The organism is Sphingomonas turrisvirgatae (assembly GCF_001721295.1).
GTDB classification, from domain to species: Bacteria; Pseudomonadota; Alphaproteobacteria; order Sphingomonadales; family Sphingomonadaceae; genus Sphingomonas; species Sphingomonas turrisvirgatae.
This window is the reverse complement of the sequence record NZ_MDDS01000027.1, coordinates 22,177-45,153: the sequence shown is the minus strand read 5'-3', so window position 1 is coordinate 45,153 and position 22,977 is coordinate 22,177. Positions and strand designations below refer to the sequence as shown.

General features: G+C 64.6%; 18 protein-coding genes, 1 pseudogene and 1 other annotated feature. Of the genes and pseudogenes, 10 read left to right on the top strand and 9 right to left on the bottom strand.

The features are described from left to right. Positions 1 to 167 precede the first annotated feature (167 nt). Together BFL28_RS21860 and BFL28_RS11600 are read right to left on the bottom strand one after the other, a co-directional pair. A pseudogene (locus tag BFL28_RS21860) lies at positions 168 to 789 on the bottom strand (IS3 family transposase); the annotation flags it as partial. Next, positions 486 to 613, bottom strand: a sequence feature (AL1L pseudoknot). It overlaps the preceding pseudogene by 128 nt. A gap of 491 nt (positions 790 to 1,280) precedes the next feature. After that, positions 1,281 to 2,510, bottom strand: a complete 1,230-nt coding sequence (locus BFL28_RS11600) for a tyrosine-type recombinase/integrase (protein WP_069320735.1) — start codon at positions 2,508 to 2,510, stop codon at positions 1,281 to 1,283. Between the two features lie 341 nt (positions 2,511 to 2,851). Here BFL28_RS11600 and rhmD point away from each other — a divergent pair, with 341 nt between their 5' ends. The 5 genes from rhmD to BFL28_RS11575 all read left to right on the top strand — a co-directional run bounded on the left by rhmD (position 2,852) and on the right by BFL28_RS11575 (position 9,283). Beyond that, complete coding sequence (gene rhmD, locus BFL28_RS11595; RefSeq protein WP_069320734.1) at positions 2,852 to 4,045, top strand: L-rhamnonate dehydratase; 1,194 nt, start codon at positions 2,852 to 2,854, stop codon at positions 4,043 to 4,045. 1 nt (position 4,046) lies between these two features. Continuing rightward, on the top strand, positions 4,047 to 4,904 hold the full coding sequence (locus BFL28_RS11590; protein ID WP_069320733.1) for a fumarylacetoacetate hydrolase family protein: 858 nt from the start codon (positions 4,047 to 4,049) through the stop codon (positions 4,902 to 4,904). After that, positions 4,901 to 5,647, top strand: coding sequence for an SDR family NAD(P)-dependent oxidoreductase (locus BFL28_RS11585; protein ID WP_069320739.1), 747 nt, complete (start codon positions 4,901 to 4,903; stop codon positions 5,645 to 5,647). Before BFL28_RS11590 ends, BFL28_RS11585 begins: the two co-directional genes overlap by 4 nt. A 75-nt stretch (positions 5,648 to 5,722) precedes the next feature. Further along, complete coding sequence (gene kduI / locus BFL28_RS11580) at positions 5,723 to 6,565, top strand: 5-dehydro-4-deoxy-D-glucuronate isomerase (protein WP_069320732.1); 843 nt, start codon at positions 5,723 to 5,725, stop codon at positions 6,563 to 6,565. A 339-nt stretch (positions 6,566 to 6,904) separates the two neighbouring features. Beyond that, a complete protein-coding gene (locus BFL28_RS11575) occupies positions 6,905 to 9,283 on the top strand; it encodes a TonB-dependent receptor (RefSeq protein ID WP_069320731.1) in 2,379 nt (792 codons plus the stop codon). Between the two features lie 7 nt (positions 9,284 to 9,290). Here BFL28_RS11575 and BFL28_RS11570 read toward each other — a convergent pair whose 3' ends face one another. Then, positions 9,291 to 10,619 (bottom strand): MGH1-like glycoside hydrolase domain-containing protein, encoded by a 1,329-nt coding sequence (locus BFL28_RS11570; protein ID WP_158011648.1) that lies wholly within the window; start codon positions 10,617 to 10,619, stop codon positions 9,291 to 9,293. Between the two features lie 122 nt (positions 10,620 to 10,741). Between BFL28_RS11570 and BFL28_RS11565 the strand changes: the two genes are divergently transcribed. After that, positions 10,742 to 11,254 (top strand): DOMON-like domain-containing protein, encoded by a 513-nt coding sequence (locus BFL28_RS11565; RefSeq protein ID WP_069320729.1) that lies wholly within the window; start codon positions 10,742 to 10,744, stop codon positions 11,252 to 11,254. On the opposite strand, the gene BFL28_RS11560 is transcribed toward BFL28_RS11565, so the two are convergent. Continuing rightward, a complete protein-coding gene (locus BFL28_RS11560; RefSeq protein WP_069320728.1) occupies positions 11,242 to 11,697 on the bottom strand; it encodes a DUF4126 family protein in 456 nt (151 codons plus the stop codon). The two genes, BFL28_RS11565 and BFL28_RS11560, sit on opposite strands and share 13 nt — an antisense overlap. 107 nt (positions 11,698 to 11,804) lie before the next feature. Between BFL28_RS11560 and BFL28_RS11555 the strand changes: the two genes are divergently transcribed. From BFL28_RS11555 to BFL28_RS11540, 4 genes are read left to right on the top strand one after another with little or no spacing between them, the layout of a single operon-like run. Then, on the top strand, positions 11,805 to 13,001 hold the full coding sequence (locus BFL28_RS11555) for an exo-beta-N-acetylmuramidase NamZ family protein (protein ID WP_069320727.1): 1,197 nt from the start codon (positions 11,805 to 11,807) through the stop codon (positions 12,999 to 13,001). Positions 13,002 to 13,024: 23 nt separating this feature from the next. Continuing rightward, positions 13,025 to 14,191: a hypothetical protein gene (locus BFL28_RS11550; RefSeq protein WP_069320726.1), complete on the top strand. Its 1,167-nt coding sequence runs from the start codon at positions 13,025 to 13,027 to the stop codon at positions 14,189 to 14,191. A 35-nt stretch (positions 14,192 to 14,226) separates the two neighbouring features. Further along, the gene (locus BFL28_RS11545; RefSeq protein ID WP_079247093.1) at positions 14,227 to 15,330 is read left to right on the top strand and encodes a DUF2336 domain-containing protein; all 1,104 of its coding nucleotides are present in this window, start codon (positions 14,227 to 14,229) and stop codon (positions 15,328 to 15,330) included. Continuing rightward, entirely contained in the window at positions 15,327 to 16,694 is a 1,368-nt protein-coding gene (locus tag BFL28_RS11540) for a PAS domain-containing sensor histidine kinase (protein ID WP_069320724.1), read from the top strand. Before BFL28_RS11545 ends, BFL28_RS11540 begins: the two co-directional genes overlap by 4 nt. Here BFL28_RS11540 and BFL28_RS11535 read toward each other — a convergent pair. From BFL28_RS11535 to BFL28_RS11515, 5 genes are all read right to left on the bottom strand, one after another. Next, a complete protein-coding gene (locus BFL28_RS11535; protein WP_069320723.1) occupies positions 16,666 to 17,550 on the bottom strand; it encodes a hypothetical protein in 885 nt (294 codons plus the stop codon). The genes BFL28_RS11540 and BFL28_RS11535 overlap by 29 nt on opposite strands. Positions 17,551 to 17,671: 121 nt before the next feature. Next, positions 17,672 to 18,946: a citrate synthase gene (gltA, locus tag BFL28_RS11530; RefSeq protein ID WP_069320722.1), complete on the bottom strand. Its 1,275-nt coding sequence runs from the start codon at positions 18,944 to 18,946 to the stop codon at positions 17,672 to 17,674. Positions 18,947 to 18,975: 29 nt separating this feature from the next. Further along, a complete protein-coding gene (gene gltX / locus BFL28_RS11525) occupies positions 18,976 to 20,406 on the bottom strand; it encodes a glutamate--tRNA ligase (RefSeq protein ID WP_069320721.1) in 1,431 nt (476 codons plus the stop codon). Positions 20,407 to 20,545: 139 nt separating this feature from the next. Next, positions 20,546 to 21,187, bottom strand: a complete 642-nt coding sequence (locus BFL28_RS11520) for a carbonic anhydrase (RefSeq protein ID WP_069320720.1) — start codon at positions 21,185 to 21,187, stop codon at positions 20,546 to 20,548. After that, the gene (locus BFL28_RS11515; RefSeq protein WP_241527299.1) at positions 21,184 to 22,761 is read right to left on the bottom strand and encodes a SulP family inorganic anion transporter; all 1,578 of its coding nucleotides are present in this window, start codon (positions 22,759 to 22,761) and stop codon (positions 21,184 to 21,186) included. Before BFL28_RS11515 ends, BFL28_RS11520 begins: the two co-directional genes overlap by 4 nt. Positions 22,762 to 22,977 lie beyond the last annotated feature (216 nt).

The following is a 22,977-nucleotide window of genomic DNA, read 5'->3' as shown; positions in this document are numbered from 1 at the left end:
ACCCGCCTCAGCCTCCTTCAGGATGCCAATAATCTGCTCTTCCGAAAACTGCTTCCGCTTCATCTGTCCGTCCCTTGTAGGGGCCGGTCTCTAGTTCCAACTGGATGAAGAAACGGGGGTCACGTCAAGCGTCATGGCGTTCGTCGTCATTGCGCTCTGAGCACTCACAGGATGTTGGAAGCTGGCGCGCGGAACTGCCGGTTAACCCAATCGAGCGGCATGACCCCGCCCGATTCCCGATCATCGTACGCACTGGCTTGCCGCCAATCACACCCGTCGGGCCCAGCGCCCGCAGCAACCGGGCGACGGTGCAGCGGGCCATGACAAACCCCTCGCGGCGCAGTTGCCAGACCTTGCGCACACAGTAGACGCAAAAGTTGGCATCGAACACGCGGCGCACCCCGATCCTGAGCGCGGCATCGCCGCGCCCGCGCCGACAGGCGCAATGGATCATGCCGCTTCGCGACATGTGCATGGTAGGTCGAAGGGGCGCTCGGAAGCACCTTGCAGATCCGCTCAACCCGATGGATGGCACGCTGGTCGGTGCATGCGATCGTCGCTTGAACTGGCGGAGCCTGCCAAGGCTTCTAGCTCCGCCTGAGCCAAATACGCAGAGGTCTTGCGCAGGATCTCGTTCGCCTGCCGCTGCTGCGTCTGCGGAACGCAGCCAATCTTCTCCGCGGTCGACACCACCTCCGCGCGGGGCGACGGATGGTCGCTCCTGATCCAACGCCATACGTACGCGCGCTCGCGGGCTTACGGCGCATACTTGTTGGTCGTCTTGCTCATACAGGCTCCACCTTCTTTGCAGTTGGAGCCTCAAACCCGGCGCGGTTCAGGGTGCGGTTGCGCGAATGCCGACTAGAGATGCGCTCGCTGTAAGGAGCCAAAGGCATTGCAATGAAGGTAGGCGCCTTCCTGCGCAGTCGACACGTTTTGAAGCAAGGCATGCGTCGATGCAGTCCCGGTTGGTCGCCGGGATTTGCCTTTTCATGTGAAGACTATGGAGTCTATTGCTTCACAAGGGGGCGTATCGGGGGAATGATGATGTGTCTGATATTTCATTTGGCTTCAACGCCAAAGATTTAAACGCCTGATCCGAGTCCTGTAAGCTGCCGGCCCCGTCTCGGCCCAGAAGCGAGCGTCGCACCGCATGGCAATTCAGCGGAAGAGGGCGAGCAAGGAGGGGCCGAATGAGAACATGCCCCGCTATCGCCATCAATGCAGGGGGAAAGCGCGAAGCGTCAACTCTCTCAGGCCGTAGAGCAGTTAGCGCAAACTTATGGACTAGTTGTAGTGTCATCGCTTGAGCCTGCGACGAATCTTCCCCATGCTGCGAGGAGATTACGGCGCATAGCGAGAAAGGTGGTCCGCTTATACGCCCTCACTACTTTGTCAGAGACTGCGTGCGCCAGCGCGGCCTCTGCTACCGGATCGGGAATGTGAGGCATCGTCTCAGCCGCCCAATCGCGAAAGCTGCTCCGGAACCCGTGCGCATCGAATGGAAGGCCGGCGTCGCGAAGGAGCTTAGTCAGAGCCATATCGGACAGCGGCTTGCCGCCGCGGCTAAAGATAAGGTCGTCCGGCACGCAAACGCTATCGCGTTTAATCGTCTCGAGCAGCTCAACCGCTTGCTTATTTAACGTCACCACATGTGGCTCTCGCTGTTTCATAAGCTCTGCCGGTCGGCGCCATTCCGCAGAAGCAAATTCGATGTCGCGCCATCTAGCAGCGCGCACCTCGCCCGGACGAGCCGCCGTCAGAATTTGGAAAAGCATCGCTCGACGACCGGCGGTAGGCGACTTGCTGGAGAATTCTCGAACGATAGCTGGGACGTCGGCGTAGGGCATCGACTTGAAGTTCCCGCCCTTCGGTTGTTTTGGGAGGCCGAGCGATACCGTCCTGCTTGGTGCTTCTGTAGGGCGCCAGCCTTTCGAGTGACTGAAGTTCAGCACTTGCCCGACGCGTATTCGAACCTTGCTGGCCAGCCCCGGCTTGCTCGTCCATATGGGCGTCAGCACGGCCAACACGTGCGCCGCCTCGACCTCATCGACCCTCATGTGCCCCAGCGTCGGATACGCGTACGTCGCGAGGGAAGTTAGAAAAGCGTCAGCGTTCTTCTCAGACCATCCGGCTTTGAGCGCCGCATGAGTCGAGACAGCAGCGGATTTGAAGTTCGGGATAGATACACGTTCACGATCGCGCTCAACAATCGGGTCCTTTCCGGCCCTCGAGAATTGGCGCAGCTCGCGAGCTTTAGCCCTCGCTTCCGCTAAGGTCAGGCTGCGCTTCAGCAAAAGGGGTATGTCAGCAGAGGGCCTTGCCGACACTGCGGCGGTACCATCAAGTTCGACGGCACCTAATCCGATGTCTCTACGCTTGCCCTCCTGCTGCACACGGAGAACCCATGACCGCGCGCCGCTTGGCTTGACCAGCAGATACAGACCGTCGCCATCGCCGTGGCGGCCAGGCGCTGCAATGCGGACTTTCAAGGCGGTCAGTCTTGCCACTCTGGTTCCCTCATCTGTTCCCACACTATGTCGCGATACAAGGCGGATTGCAACGGATCACGGCGGACATAAGGTCACCCGAAAATGGCGGAAATGCTGGGAAAAGCGGCCGCAAGCGGGCCTCAGCGAACAGAGCGTTAGATTTCTGCCGGGCGCGCCAATGAATTTGCTGGGTATTTTGTGGCCTATTGCGCCGCCGGTCTATGATGTGAAGACGCAGGCTGACAATCGCGCGGCAAGCACGGGAACCAGACTGATCGCGATTGACGGATTCGTCATACAACTATAAGCGTCCCATCAGCTGATGCCGTGCTCCCAGATGATGGGAGTTGGGAGGACCGATGCTGCCCAAGATCAAATATGTGCGTGCCTATACGGCGAAGGGTGGTGGCGCGGATTATCATGATCAGGGCGCGGGGCACTGGATCGACGATCACATTGCGACGCCGATGTCGCGTTATCCCGAATATCGTCAGAGCCGGCAGAGCTTTGGCATCAACGTGCTCGGCACGCTGGTGGTGGAGCTTGAGGCCGAGGACGGCACGATCGGCTTTGCGGTGACGACGGGCGGCGAGCCGGCCTGCTATATCGTCGAGAAGCATCTCTCGCGCTTCCTCATCGGCCGCAGCCCTGCGGAATATGAGAAGATCTGGGACCAGATGTACTTCTCGTCGCAATATTATGGCCGCAAGGGTCTGGTGGTGAACGCCATCTCGGGCGTCGACCTTGCCATCTGGGACCTGCTCGGCAAGCTGCGTGGCGAGCCGGTCTATCACATGCTGGGCGGCGCGGTGCGCGACGAGCTGCAATTCTACGCCACTGGCGCTCGGCCCGACGTGGCGAAGGAGCTGGGTTTCATCGGCGGCAAGCTGCCGCTGCACCATGGTCCGGCCGAGGGGCTGGAGGGCTTGCAGAAGAATATCGAGCAGCTCGCCGACATGCGCGCGAAATGCGGCGACGATTTCTGGCTGATGCTCGATTGCTGGATGAGCCTCGACCTCGATTACGCGACGCGGCTGGCGCACCGAGCCTGGAACGAATGTGGCCTCAAATGGATCGAGGAAGCGCTGAGCCCCGATGACTATTGGGGCTATGCCGCGCTGAAGCAGAATGCGCCCAGGGGGCTGCTCGTCACCACCGGCGAGCATGAGGCGACGCGCTGGGGCTTTCGCATGCTGATGGACATGGACTGCTGCGACATCATCCAGCCCGATGTCGGCTGGTGCGGCGGCGTCACCGAACTTATCAAGATCGCCAATTATGCCGACAGCCGCGGCGTGATGATGGTGCCGCATGGCAGCAGCGTCTACAGCTATCACTTCGTCATCACTCGCCACAACTCGCCCTTCGCCGAGTTCCTGATGATGCATCCCGGGCCGACCGAGGTGGTGCCGATGTTCGCGCCGCAGCTTCTGGGCGAACCGGTGCCGGTAAACGGCCGCATCCGCGCGTCCGAGCTCGACAAGCCGGGCTTTGGCGTCGAGCTCAACCGCGACATTCCGCTCCATCGCCCCTATCCGAACGAAGGACACTGACATGAAGCTCTGCCGCTATGGCGCCCCCGGGGCTGAAAAGCCCGGCCTGATCGATGCCGACGGGAACATCCGCGACCTGTCCAACTATGTTGCCGACATCGACGCGCAGACGCTGTCGCCCGAAACGCTGGCGAACCTGGCCGGTGTCGATCCGACGACGTTGACGCTGGTCGGGGGCGAGGTGCGCTATGGCCCTTGCGTCGCCGGCACGCGGCAGTTCGTGGCGATCGGGCTCAACTATGTCGATCACGCGCATGAATCGAACCTGCCGATCCCGGAAGAGCCGGTGGTGTTCAACAAATGGGTGAGCTGCATCCAGGGGCCGAACGATCCGGTCACGATTCCCAAGGACAGCAAGAAGACCGACTGGGAAGTCGAACTCGGCATCGTCATCGGTAGCCAGGCGCACAACATCAGCGAGGATCAGGCGCTCGACCATGTCGCGGGCTATTGCGTCGTGAACGACGTGTCGGAACGCCACTGGCAGGCCGAGCGTGGCATGACCTGGGACAAGGGCAAGGGCTTTCCGACCTTCGGCCCGATCGGCCCGTGGCTGGTGACCAAGGACGAAGTCGGCGACGTCCAGAACCTCGCCATGTGGCTGTCGGTCAACGGCAAGCGCGTGCAGGACGGCAACACCAGGACGATGATCTTCGATGTGAAGCAGATCGTCGCTTACCTGTCGCAGATCATGACGCTGCTGCCGGGCGACGTCATCACCACCGGTACCCCGCCGGGCGTCGGCCTAGGGCAGAAGCCGGAGCCTTGGTATCTGAAGGCCGGCGACGTGGTCGAACTGGGCATCGAGAAGCTGGGCGAGCAGCGCCAGGACTTCGTCGCGTGGGACGCGGCGCAATGACCTACGCAGGCCGGTTCGCTGGACGCACCGCGATCGTCACCGGCGGCGCATCGGGGCTGGGCAAGGCAGTCGCCACGCGCATCATCGCCGAAGGTGGTAAGGTCGCGCTGTGGGACCTCAACGCCGAGGCGCTCGAAGTGGCAAAGGCCGAGGTCGGCGCAAGCGAGGTTCAGGCGCTCGACGTATCGGATCAGGCGGCGGTCGAGGCCGCCGCTGCCGCCAGCGTACAGGCGCTGGGCAAGGTCGATATCCTCGTCTGCTCGGCCGGAATCACTGGCGCGACCGTGCCGGTGCATGAGTTCCCGGTCGACAGCTGGCTGCGCGTGTTCGACATCAATGTGAACGGTCTGTTCTATTGCAACCGCGCGATCGTGCCGCTGATGCTGGAAGCTGGCTATGGCCGCATCGTCAACGTGGCTTCCGTTGCTGGCAAAGAAGGCAACCCCAACGCCTCGGCTTATTCGGCATCGAAGGCGGCGGTGATCGGCTTCACCAAGTCGCTGGGCAAGGAACTGGCGGGCAAGGGCGTCATCGCCAACAGCATTACGCCGGCAACCTTCGTCAGCCCGATCCTGGCGCAGATGCCCCAGAGCCAGGTCGATTACATGCGCTCGAAGATCCCGATGGGCCGGCTAGGCGAAGTGCACGAAAGCGCCGCCATGGTCTGCTTCATGGCATCCGAAGAATGCTCCTTCACCACCGCATCCACCTTCGATACCTCTGGCGGGCGGACGACGTTCTGATGCGCCCGTGACGATCGGGGGCTTCCTCGCTAAAAACGCACACGGTCCGGCGTGAAGATTACCAAGGAGCCAGCGATGTTCGAGCGCACTTATTACGCTACTCATCCTGACATGATGGCCTGCGCCTCGAACGACGAGTTGCGCGACCGTTACCTGATCCAGGGCCTGTTTCGCGAGGGTGAGGTGGTGCTGAATTACACGCACGCCGATCGCTTTGTGATTGGCGGCGTGGCGATCGCGGCTGCGCCGGTCAAGCTACTCGTCCAGGCCGAACCGGCGTCGGCAAAGGGACATCCATTTCTGGAGCGCCGCGAGATGGCCGTCGTCAATGTCGGCGGGTGCGAAGGCACGGTCACCGTCGATGGCGAGCCGTTCACGCTCGGCAACAAGGATTCCCTCTACATCACGATGGGCGCGCGCGAGGTCGAGTTCGCGGGCGCGGGAGCGCGCTTCTATCTCGCGTCCTGCCCAGCGCATCAGCGGTTCACGACCCGCAAGCTCGGCATCGCCGACGCCAATGCACTGGAGCGCGGCAGCCTGGCCGAATCGAACGAACGGACGATCTATCAGCTGGTCATCCCCGGCGTTTGCGACAGCGCGCAGTTGGTGATGGGGCTGACCGTGCTGAAGCCCGGCAGCGTCTGGAACACCATGCCGCCGCATATCCATGAGCGGCGGAGCGAGATCTATTTCTATTTCGAACTCGACAATCTCGATACCGATCGCGTGATGCACTTCATGGGTGAGGGCGAGGCGACCCGCCACATCGTCATGGCGAACGAGGAAGCAGTGATCAGCCCGCCCTGGTCGATCCATATGGGCGCGGGGACCAAGGCCTATGCGTTCATCTGGGCGATGGCTGGCGAGAACCAGGACTATACCGACATGAACGTGCTGGACATTTGCCAGCTGGCTTGATGTCGCTGGCCGGCCTGCGTTCCAACGCCTGAAGGATGGCGTTTTCGGTTCGTCGATCACCGAACGAGCTCCAACGGACGTGACTGCAGGGCGCACATGCGGCGCTGCACGCTGCACGCTACCCGGCTCTAAGCAGGGTCCGCGCTGCGACCTGATGCGCCGCGAAGCTGGGCCGGTCGAGCCGCCCGACCGGTCAAGTAAGCCGTTGAGATCTTCAACGATCTATTTCGCCAAGTAAATGTTACATAGCATAACAATATTGACGTCATGATCGGATACTGTATGTCTGACTTACATTAGCCGCGCCCATGCAGGTGCGGTACGAACAGGGAGGAAGCCATGGCGTTCGATCATCTGCGGACCGTGTCGTTGGCGAGTGCGCTGGCACTTGCGACCAGTCTGGTTGCCACGCCCGCTCTCGGCCAGGAGGCCACACCACGCGCGGCCGAAGCAGACACCGGCGAGATCCTGGTGACAGCGCGCCGCCGCGAGGAAAGCCTGCAGGACACGCCGGTCGCGATTTCGGCCTTCAGCGCCGAAATGCTGGAGGAGCGACAGATCCAGGCGACGGCAGACCTGGAACGCATCACGCCGAGCCTTCAGTTCAAGCCGGCCGGGCAGCTGTCGGGCAACAGTGCCTCGGCGGTGGTGTTCATCCGTGGCGTGGGCCAGGTCGATCCGACTGCAGCAGTCGATCCGGGCGTCGGCGTCTATCTCGACGAGGTCTATCTGGGCCGCGCTGTTGGTGGCGCGATCGATTTTGGCGACATCGCCGGCGTGGAAGTGCTGCGCGGACCGCAGGGCACGCTGTTCGGCCGCAACACGATCGGCGGCGCCATCCTGGTGCGCACCAAGCAGCCCGTGCTGGGTGAGTTCAGCGGCCGGGTTCGCGCTCGCGCTGGACAGGACAATTGGTACGAAGGCTTTGCCGCGCTGAACGTGCCGCTGGGAGAGACGGTCGCGGCGCGCGTGTCAGGCGGCTTCCGCAAGCGCGACGGCTATGTCATCCGCGCCTTTGACGGCCTTGATCTCGGCAACGAAAACCGCTGGTCGCTCGCGGGTTCGGTCAAATGGGAGCCGTCGAGCGACTTCGACCTGTTCATCCGCGCCGATTACAGCAAGCAGGATGAGAACGGCGCGCCGTTCACCTTTGCCGGCATCAACGAACAGGCCCCGGTCGCCGCGATCGCCAGCGTGGCGGCGGGCTGCCCCGGCGCAACCATTCCCTTCGCGCCGCTGACGCCCGGCGACCCGCGTTTCGGTGCACCGAACGTGCCGCAGATCAACGATGTCCGATGCGCCAACGACTTCCAGGATCGCGGGCCGTTCGTGAATGGCGGCAATGCGCCGGTGCAGAGCAATTCGGAGGTGTGGGGCGTCGGCGCCACCGCCAATATCCGGCTGAACGATCAACTGGCGGTAAAGCTGATCACTTCGTATCGCGAAACGCAATCGCGCGGCGTGCGCGATGGTGACAACACGCCGCTGTTGCTGATCACCACCGACGTCGCCGCCGAATCGCAGCAGTTCAGCCAGGAAGTTCAGCTTCAGCTCGATTTCGGGTCGGTGAGCGCGATTGTCGGCGGTTATTATTTCGATGAAACGACGAACGAGCGCGCCACGGTGCCGCTTGCCTTCCCGCCATCGCCGCCGGTCATCGGGTCGTTGCTCGCTGGTGGGCCAGGGTCGCGCGACTTGCAGGTCTCGCGGCTCAAGACCGACTCGGTGGCGGGCTTCGGCCAGCTGACCTGGAAGCCGACCGACCGGCTCGAGTTGAGCGGCGGTCTGCGCTATACCAGCGACCGCAAATATTATCAGGGAACGGTGCTCAACCTGTTCCCGTCGACCCAGCCCGATCCCAACCCGCTGCCCACGCTTGCCACCGGCCAGGGCGGCTCGCTGTTCATCTTCCCACGACCGTTCCAGCGCGATTTCGCGGCACTGACCGGATCGGCCAGTGTCCAGTATCGCTGGAGCCCGGCAATCAGCACCTATGCCTCCTATGCCAAGAGCTTCAAGTCAGGCGGATTCAACACGCGTTACAACGCCGCGCCCGCCGGGAACCTGCCGGTGCCGTTCGCCGATGAAAGCGTCACCAGCTACGAAGTGGGCGCAAAGACGAATATCGGTCGCCTGCGCCTGAACCTTGCCGCGTTCCAGGCCGAGTATCAGGACATTCAGCTGATCTTCCGCCAGGGTGTCGTTCCGCTGCTGTTCAACGCCGGGGAGGCGCGGATCCGCGGGCTCGAGCTCGAAGCGAGCTACCGCTCGACCTTCGGCCTGGTGTTCGACGGGGGCATCAGCATGCTGGATGACAAGATCAAGAGCGTGACGCCGATCCCCGGCGCGACCGCCACGGTGACCCCCGCCGACGACCTGCCGTTCACGCCGGAATTGCAGGCCAATTTCGGTATCAGCTATGCAATCCCGCTTGGCGGCAATGCGACGCTGACGCCCCGTGTCGATGGCAGCTATCAGTCGAAGATCACCTTCATCACCGGCAGCATCCCGTCGATCGAGGAAAATGGCTATTTCGTCGGCAATGCCTCGCTCACGCTGAAGCTCGACAACGGCATCGAGATCGGCGGCGGCGTCAACAACCTGTTCGACGAGCGTTACCTGATCCAGGGTAACGCCAGTCTCGCCACCTTGGGCTATGCCGAGCGCATCTACGCGCGGCCACGCAGCTGGTATGTCCAGGTGTCCGCGGCGTTCTGAGGCGGATTCAGATCATCTCCGTCACCAGCAAGTTCCAGTCCATGAACCCCTTATGGCTCAGCGGCTTGCCGGTGTCGGGATGATAATATTCGTTGAGGCTGCCGTCGCTTCGCAGCGAGGCGGCGAGCAGGGCGATGGTCTTGCTCGCCATCTCGTCCGCCAGCGCGCGATAGCCATAATTGGCCAGTGCCTGCCACACGAAATAGTTGCAGATGATCCACACGGGCCCCAGCCAGTTGCTGGGGTTGCTGGAAAAGGCGAGCGTGTACATTGCCTCGTGCCTGGACAGCGTGCGCACGCCATGCGCCGCGCGCAGGCGATCGTCGCTCAGCCAATTACGCTGCACCAGCGCCGCCGCCTGCTCCTTGGTGGCGATGCCGCACCATAGTGGCAGGAAGCCGGTAAAGGTCTGGATCCGCAACGGCAGCGTCTGCCACGACGTGTCCATGCCGCGCGGGACATTGGGGATCAGCTCGGCGCGGCGGTCAGTTACCTGCACATCGGCGGTGTAGAAGAAGGCATCTCGCGGGTCCCAGCATTCGCGACGGATTGCGCGGGCAAGCTTGTCGCTGCGCGCAACCAGCCGGTCACGTTCGGCACGCGGGCGGCCCAGTCGCCTGGCAAGTTCGGCAGCGGCCTGCAGATCCTGATAGAACAGGCAGTTGAGCAGCAGGTTCGCTGAGGAGAAGGGCGGACGACCGAAGGTGGTCGGATCGTTATCGTTGCCGATCGCGACGTCGCTGCTCCACACGATCAGGCCGCTCTTGCTCTCGTTATGCAGCAGCCAGCTTTCGTGGAAGCGGACCAGCTTGTCGAACAGCGGCGCGAACCAGCGGGCGTCGCCGACCTGATCGGCGATCAACAGGGCAAGCTGGCCCATCACCGGCTTGGCCTGGTTGCGATCGCGCGCATCGAAGGGAAACCGGTTCGCGTCCTTGTCGGTCGAGGCCATGATGATCGGCAACCGGCCGCTGGCGGCCTGATTGTCGAAGAAGATGAACAGGCTGCCCCTGGCATGCTCGGCAACAGCGGCGCGAAACCGCGCATCGTTGGTCGCCTGCGCCAATCCGAACAGGCCGCGTACCGTCCACAGCGTGTCCCAATCCCACAGCGAGGTCGAATATTCGGTGCCGGGCAGGGTGGGGGCGATCGAAGGATGTTTGAACAACGCTTGCGGCTTGCTCAGCAGCTTGGGTCCGTTCGCCCGGAAGTAGCCGAGCAGCGCCTGCTTGTCGGCAGCGCGATCGCGCCCGTTGACCGGCTGTGCCTGTGCCGTTGCCGCGACTGAGGCACCCAATGCCGCCGTCATGGCACCGCGCCGTGAAAACTGCGTCATCCTCATCCCTCTGCGCTGCTCGCGTCGTTCCAGTATTGGAGCAGACGCGGCGCGCGTTTGGAAGCAGGAATGTGAGCGCTACCAAGCCTGGCAGGTCGGCCGCGCCGTGTTAGAACGCAGCGATGTTGCACCGTCTACATCCCCATCCCGCCACGCCGCCCCGCGCCGTATCGTGCGTCGAGGTAGGGCTGCACTTCACGACGGATGGGCACCTGACCGTCAACTATCGAGTGAGTCCACGCACCGAACTATGCTTGCCGCCGCCACGCACGCCAGCGCGCACCGACGGTTTGTGGCAGACAACGTGCTTCGAGCTGTTTTTCCGGCCCGCAGCGGGCCCGGCATATCGGGAGTATAATTTCGCGCCGTCCGGCCAATGGGCGGCTTATGCGTTTTCAGGCTATCGCGCGGACATGCGCGATCTTGCTGCGCGGGATCCGGGCATTGCGCTGGAAGGGGCCGAGAATGCGCTCGTCGCTTCGGCTGTTCTGACGGGCGTGCAGGGACCCGGCGCGATTGCGCTCTGCGCCGTGATCGAGGAAATCGACGGCACCAAATCTTATTGGGCACTGCGCCATCCGTCCGAACGGCCCGACTTCCACCATCCCGACGGATTCGCGCTTCAACTGTCCTGACGGGCTGTCGCGGCGGCAATGGCGGTCGGCAGCACGATGGCATCCTCGATCAGCCCGGTTATTTCCTGGCTGTGCGTTTCCATCGCCTTCATTCGCGCATGCCAGGTCAGATACGACGCGACGACCGCGACCGCGCCGGTGAGCACGGCGGCTTTCCAGCGATCCTCGCGCGGCGCGACCACCGCGCCGGCAAAGGCGGCATTGAGGCTACGGATCACGACGGCTGGCGGGATGATGCGATCGGGCGCGCTGTGCTGCTTGTCGCCGGCGAGTTCGTAAGCGGCAAGCGCCGTCGTCGCCGCGGAAGCGAGCGGATGCGCCAGCCAGTCCGGCGCATTGTTGTCTCGCGGCAGCTTGCCGGTGCGCGCGGCATTCGCGACCGCGGCCAGCGGGGTCATCGATCGCGCGCCGGCGACGATACCGAGAAGCAGGGAAGGGAGCATCCGGTTTTCCTTGGCGGTTCACCCCGTTCAACCGGCGAGCGCGGCTTTCGGTCCGGGTCGACGTGCAAGTCGATTGCTTTGCGACGTAAGTCGCGGCAGCAGGGCGCATGGACTTCGGTATCGACCGGCTGCTCGCCGACCCTACGCTTCTCGACGCACTCAAGGACAAGCGCGTGGCGCTGCTCGCGCACCCGGCGTCGGTCACGGCGGACCTGACGCACAGCCTGGATGCACTGATCGCCGCCGGCGTGAACGTGTCGGCGGTATTCGGCCCCCAGCATGGCGTGCGTGGCGACCTGCAGGACAATATGATGGAATCGCCGGACTATACCGATCCCATCTACGGGATGCCGGTGTTCAGCCTGTATGGCGAAGTGCGGCGGCCGACCGGCCAGTCGATGCAGACGTTCGACGTGATCCTGATCGACCTGCAGGACCTTGGCTGCCGCATCTACACCTATGTCACGACGCTGCTCTACATGCTGGAAGCGGCGGCGGCGCATGGCAAGACGGTATGGGTGCTCGATCGACCCAATCCGGCGGGCCGCCCGGTCGAGGGGCTGACGCTGCTGCCCAGCTGGGAAAGCTTTGTCGGCGCCGCGCCGATGCCGATGCGCCACGGCCTGACGCTGGGCGAAATGGGCGCGTGGTTCATCGACCATTTCAAGCTGGACGTCGACTATCGCGTGATCGAGATGCGCGGCTGGGTGCCCGGCGCGGCGCCGGGCGTCGGGTGGCCGGACAGCCGGGTGTGGATCAATCCCAGCCCCAACGCCGCGAACGTCAACATGGCGCGCGCCTATGCCGGTACGGTGATGCTTGAAGGGACGACCCTGTCCGAAGGTCGCGGCACGACGCGCGCGCTCGAACTGTTCGGCGCGCCGGATATCGATGCGCGGGCGGTGATCGCGCAAATGCGCCGCATCGCGCCCGACTGGATCGTCGGCTGCACCCTGCGCGATTTCTGGTTCCAGCCGACCTTCCACAAACATGTCGCGCAATTGTGCAGCGGCGTGTTCATCCATGCCGAGGGCCCAGGCTACGACCATGCTACATTCCGCCCTTGGCGCTTGCAGGCGCTGGGGTTCAAGGCGATCCGCACGCTTTATCCCGACTATGACCTGTGGCGCGACTTCCCCTACGAATATGAGTTCGACAAGCTTGCGATCGACGTGATCAACGGCGGGCCGGGCCTGCGCCTCTGGGTGGACGACGCCGGGACATGTCCTGGCGATCTCGACGCGGCGGCCGGTGCCGACGAGGCGGCGTGGATCGCGGCAACGCGCCCCTTCCTTCGCTACTGACTTTAGCCTAACCGCTGAAGATCATGCTGGCGGGGCTCATTTTTGCGACGGAGGATGCGGGCGACCGGCCGGGCACGCTGGCCGCGACGCTGCCGTTCGGGGGCATGACGCTGCTGGAATATCAGGCGCGGCTGCTTGTCGGAGCTGGGGTGGCGCAGATCCTGGTGGCGGTGACGCGCATGACGCCCGCGCTGCTCGGCGCGGTCAGCCGCGCGGCCAAGCGTGGCGTGCCGATCGATGTCGTGCGCTCGGCGCAGGAGGCGGCGGCCAAGGCGCATCCGCTGGCCAGTATCGTGGTTATCGCCGACGGCCTGGTTACGACCGACGACGTCGTCGAGCGTATCGCGGGCGAGGGCAAGGACGCCGTAGTGGTGACACAGGACGCGTCGGTCTCGCTCGAACGGCTCGATGCGCGCCATTGCTGGGCGGGCATCGCGCGCACGCCGGCCCAGCGTCTGTCCGATATCGCCGCGTTTCCCGCCGATTATGATTTCCAGTCGACGCTGCTTCGCGCGATCGTTCAGGCAGGGGCCGAGCAGATTGCGCTGCCCGCCAGCGCGATCCGTGCCGGCCATGGCGTCGAGCGAGACGGCGCGGCGCTGGCCAGTCGCAGCAATGCCGTGCTCGCCGCGCTGACCGAACGGCGGACGAGCTGGGCCGACCGGCATGTCTTTACCCGGACCGCGCGGCTGCTGCTGCCAAAGGTCGTCGAACGAGCGCTGCCTGGCTGGCTGTTGACCGCCAGCGGGGTGGCGCTGGCCGGCATGGCGGCAGTACTGATCCTTGCCGGCTGGCCGTGGGGTGCGCTGATCGCGCTGCCCGGCGTCGCCGCGTTCGCGACTGGAGCGGCGCTGTCGGCGCTGCGTGGTGAAGAGCGGCGCGCGCAGGTGCAGGAGCGGCTGATCGCCGTCAGCGCGGCACTGGTGATCCTCACGCTCGGCGCGGGCGAATCGCTGCTTGAGCTCAGCTGGGATGGACTGATCCTGGCGCTGGTCACGGTTGCCGCCACTGCCATCGGCGAACGCACCCAGGCGCGTGTACGGCGCTGGTGGGGCAGCCCGGCCGGCTATCTGTTGCTCGTCACGCCCTTTGCCGTGACAGGGCGCGTCAGCTGGGGGCTGGCGGCGGTTGCGATCTATGCCTTCGTCACGCTGGCGGCGGCGGTCGAGAGCCAGCGGGAAAAGCCTTAATCACACCGTAACCTGCTTTGCGCTACCGCATGCGCATGTCCGACCTGACTGGCGACATGGATGACGGTGCCCTCGAAGGTGCCCCCACGCTGATCGCGCATGCTGCGGCGGTGGATCATGCTGCACGCCACAGCCTCGACGTCTCGATCGACGATTTCTTTGTGCCTGACGAAGGCCGTCTGGGTGAGCGGACCCGGCTGGCGCTGGGACGGCTGTTGCAGGCGCTGATCGATACCGTCGGCGGTGAAGTGGTTGGCCATGCCGTGCGGCTGCTTCGCGCTCAGGGTGAGGAAGCCAAGGCTAACGCGCTCGGCCGCGTCGACCTGCTCGATCGGCTGCGCGGACCGGGCGTATTGTGCGACCGCGCGCTGATGGCCGAACTGATCGGACGAGTGCGGCAGGAACTGATGGCCGGCTTCATGCCCGCGCAGGCGCCGGAGGAACCCGACCGGCCGAGCCTAATCAACCGTATGGTCCAGCATCCGGACCGCGTGCTGGCGCAAGCGGCGCTGGCCGTTCTGACGGCGGAGAGCCGCCGCCGCGCAGTGCGTGAGGCAGGGCCGCTCAGCCGATCCGATCTGCCGGCCGAACTGCATCATCGGCTGGTGTGGCTGATCGCGGCCGCGCTGCGTGAAGAATGCCTGGAGGTGGCAGGATCACAAGCCGCGCTCGACCGCGCGCTTGCCGAATCCGCGCAGCGCAGCCTGGCTGCGCATGACGAAGGCGATCGGCTGGAAGCGGCGGTGATGCGGCTGGCTGCCGCGGTCGATGCGCGGGCCGACGAACTGGTCGACCTCATGACCGAATCACTGGGGGGCCGGCGGGTTACGTTGTTCGCCGGGCTGCTCGCTCATGCGCTCGGCATCGAATATCCGCTCGCGCGCGACATCGTGCTGGACGCCGATGGCAGCCGGCTGTGGATCGCGCTGCGTGCGCTGGCGTTTGGCCGCGAGGCGATCGCCCGGATCGGCGTCGCGCTGATCGAGGCGGATCCGCGCCGCGATGTCGAACGCTTTGCCGATCTGCTCGACACGATTATGGCGGTCGACACGGATGCGGCGCGCGAGTCGCTGTCGCTGCTGCGGCTGCCGGTGGATTTCCGCGCGGCGATCATGGATGTGGAAAGACGGGCGCGATGAACGCGATCGACCTTCGCCGTCATCTCGCGATGGGTCGCCTCGGGCGGGACGGGCGGCTGCTCGACGCCGAGTCGCGCCTGGCCGACCTGAACGCGCGTGCTGGTGGCAAGGTTGGCGAGCCGCTGGCAGTGCCGCAGATCGCCGCAATTGCTCGGCTTGCGCTGCGGCTTGGCATCGCCGTGTCGCGCAATGTCGTTGCAGCCGATGGCGAGGACGATCTTGACCTCTGGGTTCGGGCAGAGCCCGATGCGGACGGCGTATTGCTCGAAGTCAGCGGCTGGCGTCCGCGCACCCCCTGGTATGCGCCGATCGAGGATCCCGTTCGGGAAAGCGACTTCCTGCGCGCCGAGGCCGATTGGGTCTGGGAATCCGACGCCGCCATGCGGATCACGCATCTATCGCTCGATGCTGCTGCGCGGCATGGCTTCGACGCCGGCGCGTTGCTGGGGCGCCCGATTACCTTGCTGTTCGCGCTCGAAGCAGATGAGCAGGGCGGATTCCCCATCTTGAGCGCGGCGGCGACGCAGACGGCGTTCGAAGGACAGGTCGCTGAGTTGCGCGGTACCAGCAAGCGGGTTCGGCTGTCCGCCGCTCCGCGGATCGATGCGCAGGGTCGCTTTGCGGGCTTTACCGGCGCGGCATCGATGATCGATCCGGCCGAGACGATCGGACCGGCACCGCCTGCCGATATCGACAGCATCCTGGGGGAGCGGGTCGATCGCGCATTGCGTACGCCACTCAGCCGCATCATCGCCAATGCCGACAGCATCAGCGCGCAACTCGACGGGCCGCTGCGCGAAAACTATGCCGAATATGCCAGCGACATTGCCAGCGCGGGGCGGCACCTGCTCTCGCTGGTCGATGATCTGGCGGACCTGAGCGCGGTCGAGCGCGAGGATTTTCACGTCGACAGCGAGCCACTCGATCTGGCCGATCTCGCCCGCCGCGCCGCCGGATTGCTGGCGGTGCGTGCGTCCGCCGCGGAAGTGGAGATCGATCGGCCGCAGTTCGACGAGACGTTGCCGGCCACCGGCGAGTTCCGCCGCGTGCTGCAAATCCTGGTCAATCTGATCGCCAATGCGGTGCGCTATTCGCCGCCGGGCGGCAAGGTCTGGATCCGGCTTGAGCGCGAGGAAGGCATGGGCTGCGTGATCGTTGCGGATCAGGGCAAGGGCATCGCCGTCGAGGACCATGCCCGCATCTTCGAGAAGTTCGGCCGGGTCGATCCCAGCGAGCCGGGCGGGAGCGGCCTCGGCCTCTATATCGCGCGGCGTTTGGCGGGCGCGATGGGCGGGGACATCATGGTCGATAGTGCGCCCGGCCAGGGTGCGCGCTTCATCCTGACATTGCCGGCGCGCGATTAAAGTCGTCCAGGTCGGGTAGGCGCGGTCGCGTCGCGCCAGCCAGCGCGACAGCGGCGAGCAATGCCGCCAGCGCAACGGCAATGCGGTCTGCCGGCTCGGGCGAAAGCCAGCCGAGCGGATCGGCATCCGGCCTTTCGCTTGCGGTCGCTAAAGACGGGCGGAGCGGGCCGGCGACGGCGCGCTCGACGTCCAATGCCTCACGGGCCGCGGCAAGGTGGATGCGCGAGCGATGCAGCGGATCGGCGGTTGGCTGGGCCTCCGGGACCGGCTTGGCGGGTTCCATCGCCGTTGGTGCGGCCACCGCAACGCGGGTCGCCTTCCTGGTAGCGACATGTGCAGCAATGCGTGGGGGCGGCGGCAGCGGCGACGGCGCTTCGGTGGCGGCAAGTTGCGGCTCCGATGGGATCGTCGCGACGGCAAGCGTCTCCATGCGCGCTGCCGCCTTGTCGCGCGCGGCCTGCGCCTTGGCAAGACGGCGTTCCAGATCGCTCAGCATGGTTTCGCTGCCCGCATCGGCTTCGACCAGTTCGATACGCTGCCGGATCAACTGGATCCGCTCGTCATGGGCCGCGACGACCGCTGCGTCGAACGCCTGGTCCACTGGTGCCAGGGCCGCAGTCTCGTGATCCGCAGCGCCCACTTCCTCGGCGCCCTCGGTTGGCGGCAAGGGCGCGGCACCGCGGTTGAACGCCGGAATATCGACGATGACATAGCCTCCGGCGGACGGCGCGAGTTCCGGTGCGGGCTCAGGCTCGGCGGCAGGGGCGGCCGTCGCCAGCGCCGGAACTTCCGGGCTCTGGCCCGCCGCCGCCGACGACAGGGCCACCGCGATGGTACCGGAGAGAAGAACGGGCATGGCCGACTCGTCTCAAAACGGTGCATCTGGGTCAAGTCGCTGCGGCTGCGAAACGAGCTTCGCATCAACAAAAAGCCCGCCGGAATTCACCAGCGGGCTCATGAACAGGGTTGGATCCCGCTTAGCGCCTGTCGACCGGCACGTAGTCGCGCTGCGTCGGACCCGTGTAGAGCTGGCGCGGACGGCCGATCTTCTGGTCCGGATCGCTGATCATCTCATTCCACTGCGCGACCCAGCCAACCGTGCGGGCAAGCGCAAACAGCACGGTGAACATCGTGGTCGGGAAGCCGATCGCCGAGAGGATGACGCCGGAATAGAAATCGACGTTGGGATACAGCTTCTTGTCGATGAAATACTGATCCTTGAGCGCGATCTGCTCAAGCTCGCGCGCGGTATCCAGCACCGGATCGCTGATGCCCAGGCTGTCGAGCACTTCGGCTGCGGCCTTGCTCAGCACCTTCGCGCGCGGGTCGAAATTCTTGTACACGCGGTGGCCAAAGCCCATCAGGCGGAACGGATCGTCCTTGTTCTTGGCGCGGGCGATATATTCCGGAATGCGGTCGGGCGTACCGATCTCGCGCAGCATGTTGAGCGCGGCTTCGTTCGCGCCGCCATGCGCGGGACCCCACAGGCAGGCAATGCCGGCCGCGATGCATGCGAAGGGATTGGCGCCCGACGAGCCGGCGAGGCGCACGGTCGAGGTCGAAGCGTTCTGCTCGTGGTCCGCGTGAAGGATGAAGATCTTGTCCATCGCCGATTCGATGATCGGATCGACTTCAAATTCCTCGGCCGGCACGCCGAACGTCATGCGCAGGAAGTTGCCGGTGTAGGACAGCTTGTTGTCCGGATAGAGGAACGGCTGACCCACGCTGTACTTGTACGCCATGGCCGCGATCGTCGGCATCTTGGCGATCAGGCGATGGCTCGCGATCTTGCGCTGCTCGGGGTCCGAGATGTCGGTCGAGTCGTGATAGAAGGCCGACAGCGCGCCGACCACGCCGCACATGATCGCCATCGGATGCGCGTCGCGACGAAACCCGCGGTAGAACGTCGCCAGCTGCTCGTGCACCATCGTATGGCGCGTGATGGTGTTGGTGAAGGTGTCGAGCTCGCTCTGGCTGGGCAGTTCGCCGTTCAGCAGCAGGTACGAGACTTCCATGAAGCTCGACTTTTCGGCGAGCTGGTCGATCGGGTAGCCGCGATGAAGCAGCACGCCCTGATCGCCATCGATATAGGTAAGGCCGCTCTCGCACGATGCAGTCGAGGTGAAGCCGGGGTCATAGGTGAACTGGCCGGTCTGGGCATAGAATTTGCGGATATCGACGACTTCGGGACCGACGCTGCCCGCTCGAACCGGGTAATCTTTGCCGGCGATGTTGAGGGTCGAGTCGGTCATATCTTCGTCCTTTCGTTCGGTCCGTCCGTTCAGTTGCCTGGGGAGGCCGTGATTTGATCGGCGATGCGACCCAGGCTTTCCTCGCGCCCCAGAAGGACGAGGACGTCGAAGATCCCCGGGGACGTGCGGCGCCCGGTCAGCGCTGCGCGGAGCGGCTGAGCGGCCGCGCCGAGTTTGACCCCCGCGGTCTCCGCCACCTGGCGAACCGCCGTTTCGAGCGCTTCCGTATTCCACTCATCGACCGCGTCAAGCGCGGCGTGCAGCGAATGCAGTCTCGCCTTGGCGTCGCCCTCTAGCAGAGCTTGTGCATCTGCGTCCATTTCCAGCGGGCGCGTGCGAAACAGGAAGGCCGCACCATCGGCAATCTCCCGCAGATTCGCCGCGCGCAGCTTCAGCGCGGGCATGCTGCGTTGCAGAAGATCCAGCTGCTGCGGCGTCGCTTCGAACGGCAGGAACTTCGCCGCAAGCTGCGCGAGTCGTTCGTCGTCCGCGGCGCGGATGTAATGGCCGTTCAGGCTGTCGAGCTTCTTGAGGTCGAAGCGCGAGGGTGACTTGCCGACCCCTTCCAGCGTGAACCATTCGACTGCCTGCGCACGATCGATGATCTCGGCATCGCCATGGCCCCAGCCAAGGCGCAACAGATGGTTGAACAGCGCCTCTGGCAGCACGCCGAGCTCGTCGCGATAGGCATCGACGCCCAGCGCGCCATGACGCTTGGACAGCTTCGCGCCGTCCGCGCCATGGATCAGCGGGATGTGCGCATAGGTCGGCTCCGGCCAGTCCATGGCGCGAATGATGGTCAGCTGGCGGAAAGCGTTATTGAGATGGTCGTCGCCGCGGATCACATGCGTCACGCCCATGTCGTGATCGTCCACCACCACCGCGAGCATATAGGTCGGCGTGCCGTCGGAGCGGAGCAGGACCATGTCGTCGAGCTCGGCATTCTGAACGGTCACCTCGCCCTGGACCAGGTCGCGGATTGTCGTCGAGCCCTCGCGCTCGGCGCGGATGCGGACCACGTGCGGCTGGTCGAGCGGGCCGTCCGTGCGGTCTCGCCAGGGGCTTCGGATGCGATAGGGCTGCTTGGCGGCTTGTGCCGCCTCGCGCTGTGCCGCGATCTCGTCCTGGGTCATCCAGCAGCGATAGGCGCGCCCGCTTTTGAGCATGGCATGGGCGACCGCAGCATGCCGCTCGGCCCGCGCGAATTGATAGACTTCCTCGCCGTCCCAATCCAGGCCCAGCCAGCGCATGCCGTCGAGGATCGCAGCGATCGCCGGCTCGGTCGAGCGGGCGCGGTCGGTATCCTCGATCCGCAACAGGAACTTGCCGCCGGACGCGCGCGCGAACAGCCAGTTGAACAGCGCGGTTCGCGCGCCGCCGATGTGCAGGAACCCCGTGGGCGACGGGGCGAAGCGCGTGACGATGTTCGACCCGGTGGCCGGTTCAGATGACGCGCTCAAAGCCGCGCTACTCCCATGGATTGCCTATGAGGCCGGATGGCCGCGAGCGCCCCTAGCACGCGTCGGAAATAGCTTCAAATCGCGCCGAGCGGGGGGGGCTGCCAAAGGCGGCGGGTGGTGCCCGCCGCCCTGGCCCCGATCAGAGGAGCACGCGCTCGGGCGCGCCAAGGTCGTCCAGCACGGTGCCGCTATTCACTTCCAACAGCGGTTTGATGAGGCCGTCGCGCATGTCGTACACCCAGCCGTGCAGATAGAGTTCCTGCCGCTCGGCAAATGCCGTGCGAACGATTTCGGTTCGCGCCAGCCGTACCAGCTGATCGCGGACGTTGACCTCCACCAGGCGATTGGCGCGCGCGTCCTCGTCGCCCTGTGCATCCACCTCGTGCTGGTGGTCGCGATAGACGGTGCGGGCGTTTTCCAGCCAGTCATGGACCGGCCCGTCGCTGGTGGCGCTGGTCAGTGCCGCCCGTACGCCGCCGCAGCCATAATGGCCGCAGATGATCAGATGCTTCACCTTCAGCACCGTCACTGCATATTGCAGCACCGCCATCAGGTTCGCGTCCTCCTCGTTCACCAGATTGGCGACGTTGCGGTGGATGAACATGCCGCCCGGGGGCGACATGGTCATCTGTTCGGGCGAAACCCGGCTGTCGGAACAGCCGATCCACAAAAAGCTCGGCTTTTGACCCTGGATCTGCCGCGCGAAAAAATCGGCGCGGCCTTCCTTATGCTCTTCGGCCCAGGCGCGGTTGGCGAGCAGGAGCTGACGATAATCCTTCATGCGTAAACCACCTCCTGGCGCGGTGCCTTGATCTTGGGCGCCGTCCGGTCTGCAAGGTCGCCGCGCAGCACGACACGGATGTCGCGGAATTCGGCACCTTTGATGAAATCATTGATGATCTCGATGTTGTCGAGATCGACATATTCGGTCGCCGAAAGGTCGATCAGCACGTCGGCACCGTCCGGCACCCGGTCGAGCGCGCTTTGCAATTCCACCTTGTGGATGAAGTACAGGTTGCGCCGCGCGCGGACCAGGCAGTCGGTGCCTTCGCATACGAAGCTGATCGCGGGACGGAAGTTGCGGGCGATGACGAACACGAAGCCCACGGCCAGGCCGATCACGATGCCGGTCAGCAGGTCGGTGAACAGGATTGCGCCGACGGTAACGACGAACGGCACGAACTGCGTATGCCCCTGCTTCAGTTTCTGCATGAAAAGCGCCGGCTTCGTCAGCTTGTACCCGGTCTGGATCAGCACCGCGGCGAGCGCCGAAAGCGGGATCAGGTTGAGCAGGCTGGGGATCAGCAGGACGCTGAGCAGCAGCCAGCCGCCATGCATGATTGCCGACATCTTGCTCGCCGCACCCGCATCGACATTGGCCGAGCTGCGCACGATCACCGACGTGACCGGCAGACCGCCCAGCATCCCGGACACAAGGTTGCCGCCGCCCTGCGCCAGCAGCTCGCGGTTCTTGTCTGTCGTGCGGCGCTGTGGATCCAGTTCGTCGACGGCCTTTACGCTCAGCAGCGATTCAAGGCTGGCAACCAGCGCGAGCGTGATGGCGACCGTCCACACCGTTGGGTTCGAGATCGCACTGAAATCCGGCATCGACAGCAGCGAGGCGATGTTGCCGCCCTCGGCCATCGGGACCTGAACGAGATGGCTGGCACCGATCGCAAAGTCGGGCGCGATGCTGGCGAAGGTCATGTTGGCGAGGACCGAGAACAGCACGACCACCAGCGGACCGGGCAGAAAACGCAGCGCGCCCTCCTTCGGTCGCGCCTTGTCCCACCAGAACAGGAAGGCGAGCGAGACGGCGGCGATCAATGCCGCACCCCACACGAACTGCTCGGTGAGCGCCAGCCAGATAGCGGAGAAGCTGTTGTTGCCGTCAGGCTGCAGGAAGCTGAAGCTACCCTCCGGATCGCCGTCATAGCCGAGCGCGTGCGGCACCTGCTTCAGGATGAGGATCAGGCCGATCGCCGCGAGCATGCCGGTGATCACCGAGCTTGGCACGAACTCGCTGAGCACGCCCGATCGGCTGAAGGCGAAGATGATCTGCATGGCGCCGGCCAGCACCACCGCAAGCAGGAACGCTTCAAAGCTCGGCAGCGATTCGATGGCGCTGAACACGATGACTGTGAGGCCGGCGGCCGGCCCGCTCACCGATAGCGGGGATTTCGACAGCACACCGACGACGATACCCCCGGCGATGCCGGCGATGAGACCCGAGATCAGCGGCGCGCCGGAAGCCAGCGCGACGCCAAGGCAGAGCGGCAGCGCGACCAGCGCCACCACGATCGAGGCAGGAACATCCTGCCGCAAGTTGACAAGAGACAGGGTGGAACGTGGCACACGATACTCCCGATTGTGTGTCATCGCCCCTGATCGGGGCGGTATGTTATCGTGTTACATACGTTGCGCTGCACAAAAATGCGCCATCGGCGAGGCGAGCCATTTCGGTGACGAACCGTTACGCAGCGATCGACGGAGTGGGGACCGTTCCGGCTTGTGCATGCCATCCGTTGCGCCATGCTAGGGCATGGCCACTGTTGCCGATCATCCGATTTT

Bases quoted from the DNA above. Each gene is read 5' to 3' on its own strand.
- rhmD (WP_069320734.1), top strand. From the start codon at position 2,852: ATGCTGCCCAAGATCAAATATGTGCGTGCCTATACGGCGAAGGGTGGT.
- BFL28_RS11590 (WP_069320733.1), top strand. From the start codon at position 4,047: ATGAAGCTCTGCCGCTATGGCGCCCCCGGGGCTGAAAAGCCCGGCCTG.
- BFL28_RS11585 (WP_069320739.1), top strand. From the start codon at position 4,901: ATGACCTACGCAGGCCGGTTCGCTGGACGCACCGCGATCGTCACCGGC.
- kduI (WP_069320732.1), top strand. From the start codon at position 5,723: ATGTTCGAGCGCACTTATTACGCTACTCATCCTGACATGATGGCCTGC.
- BFL28_RS11575 (WP_069320731.1), top strand. From the start codon at position 6,905: ATGGCGTTCGATCATCTGCGGACCGTGTCGTTGGCGAGTGCGCTGGCA.
- BFL28_RS11570 (WP_158011648.1), bottom strand. From the start codon at position 10,619: ATGACGCAGTTTTCACGGCGCGGTGCCATGACGGCGGCATTGGGTGCC.
- BFL28_RS11565 (WP_069320729.1), top strand. From the start codon at position 10,742: ATGTTGCACCGTCTACATCCCCATCCCGCCACGCCGCCCCGCGCCGTA.
- BFL28_RS11560 (WP_069320728.1), bottom strand. From the start codon at position 11,697: ATGCTCCCTTCCCTGCTTCTCGGTATCGTCGCCGGCGCGCGATCGATG.
- BFL28_RS11555 (WP_069320727.1), top strand. From the start codon at position 11,805: ATGGACTTCGGTATCGACCGGCTGCTCGCCGACCCTACGCTTCTCGAC.
- BFL28_RS11550 (WP_069320726.1), top strand. From the start codon at position 13,025: ATGCTGGCGGGGCTCATTTTTGCGACGGAGGATGCGGGCGACCGGCCG.
- BFL28_RS11545 (WP_079247093.1), top strand. From the start codon at position 14,227: ATGTCCGACCTGACTGGCGACATGGATGACGGTGCCCTCGAAGGTGCC.
- BFL28_RS11540 (WP_069320724.1), top strand. From the start codon at position 15,327: ATGAACGCGATCGACCTTCGCCGTCATCTCGCGATGGGTCGCCTCGGG.
- BFL28_RS11535 (WP_069320723.1), bottom strand. From the start codon at position 17,550: ATGCCCGTTCTTCTCTCCGGTACCATCGCGGTGGCCCTGTCGTCGGCG.
- gltA (WP_069320722.1), bottom strand. From the start codon at position 18,946: ATGACCGACTCGACCCTCAACATCGCCGGCAAAGATTACCCGGTTCGA.
- BFL28_RS11520 (WP_069320720.1), bottom strand. From the start codon at position 21,187: ATGAAGGATTATCGTCAGCTCCTGCTCGCCAACCGCGCCTGGGCCGAA.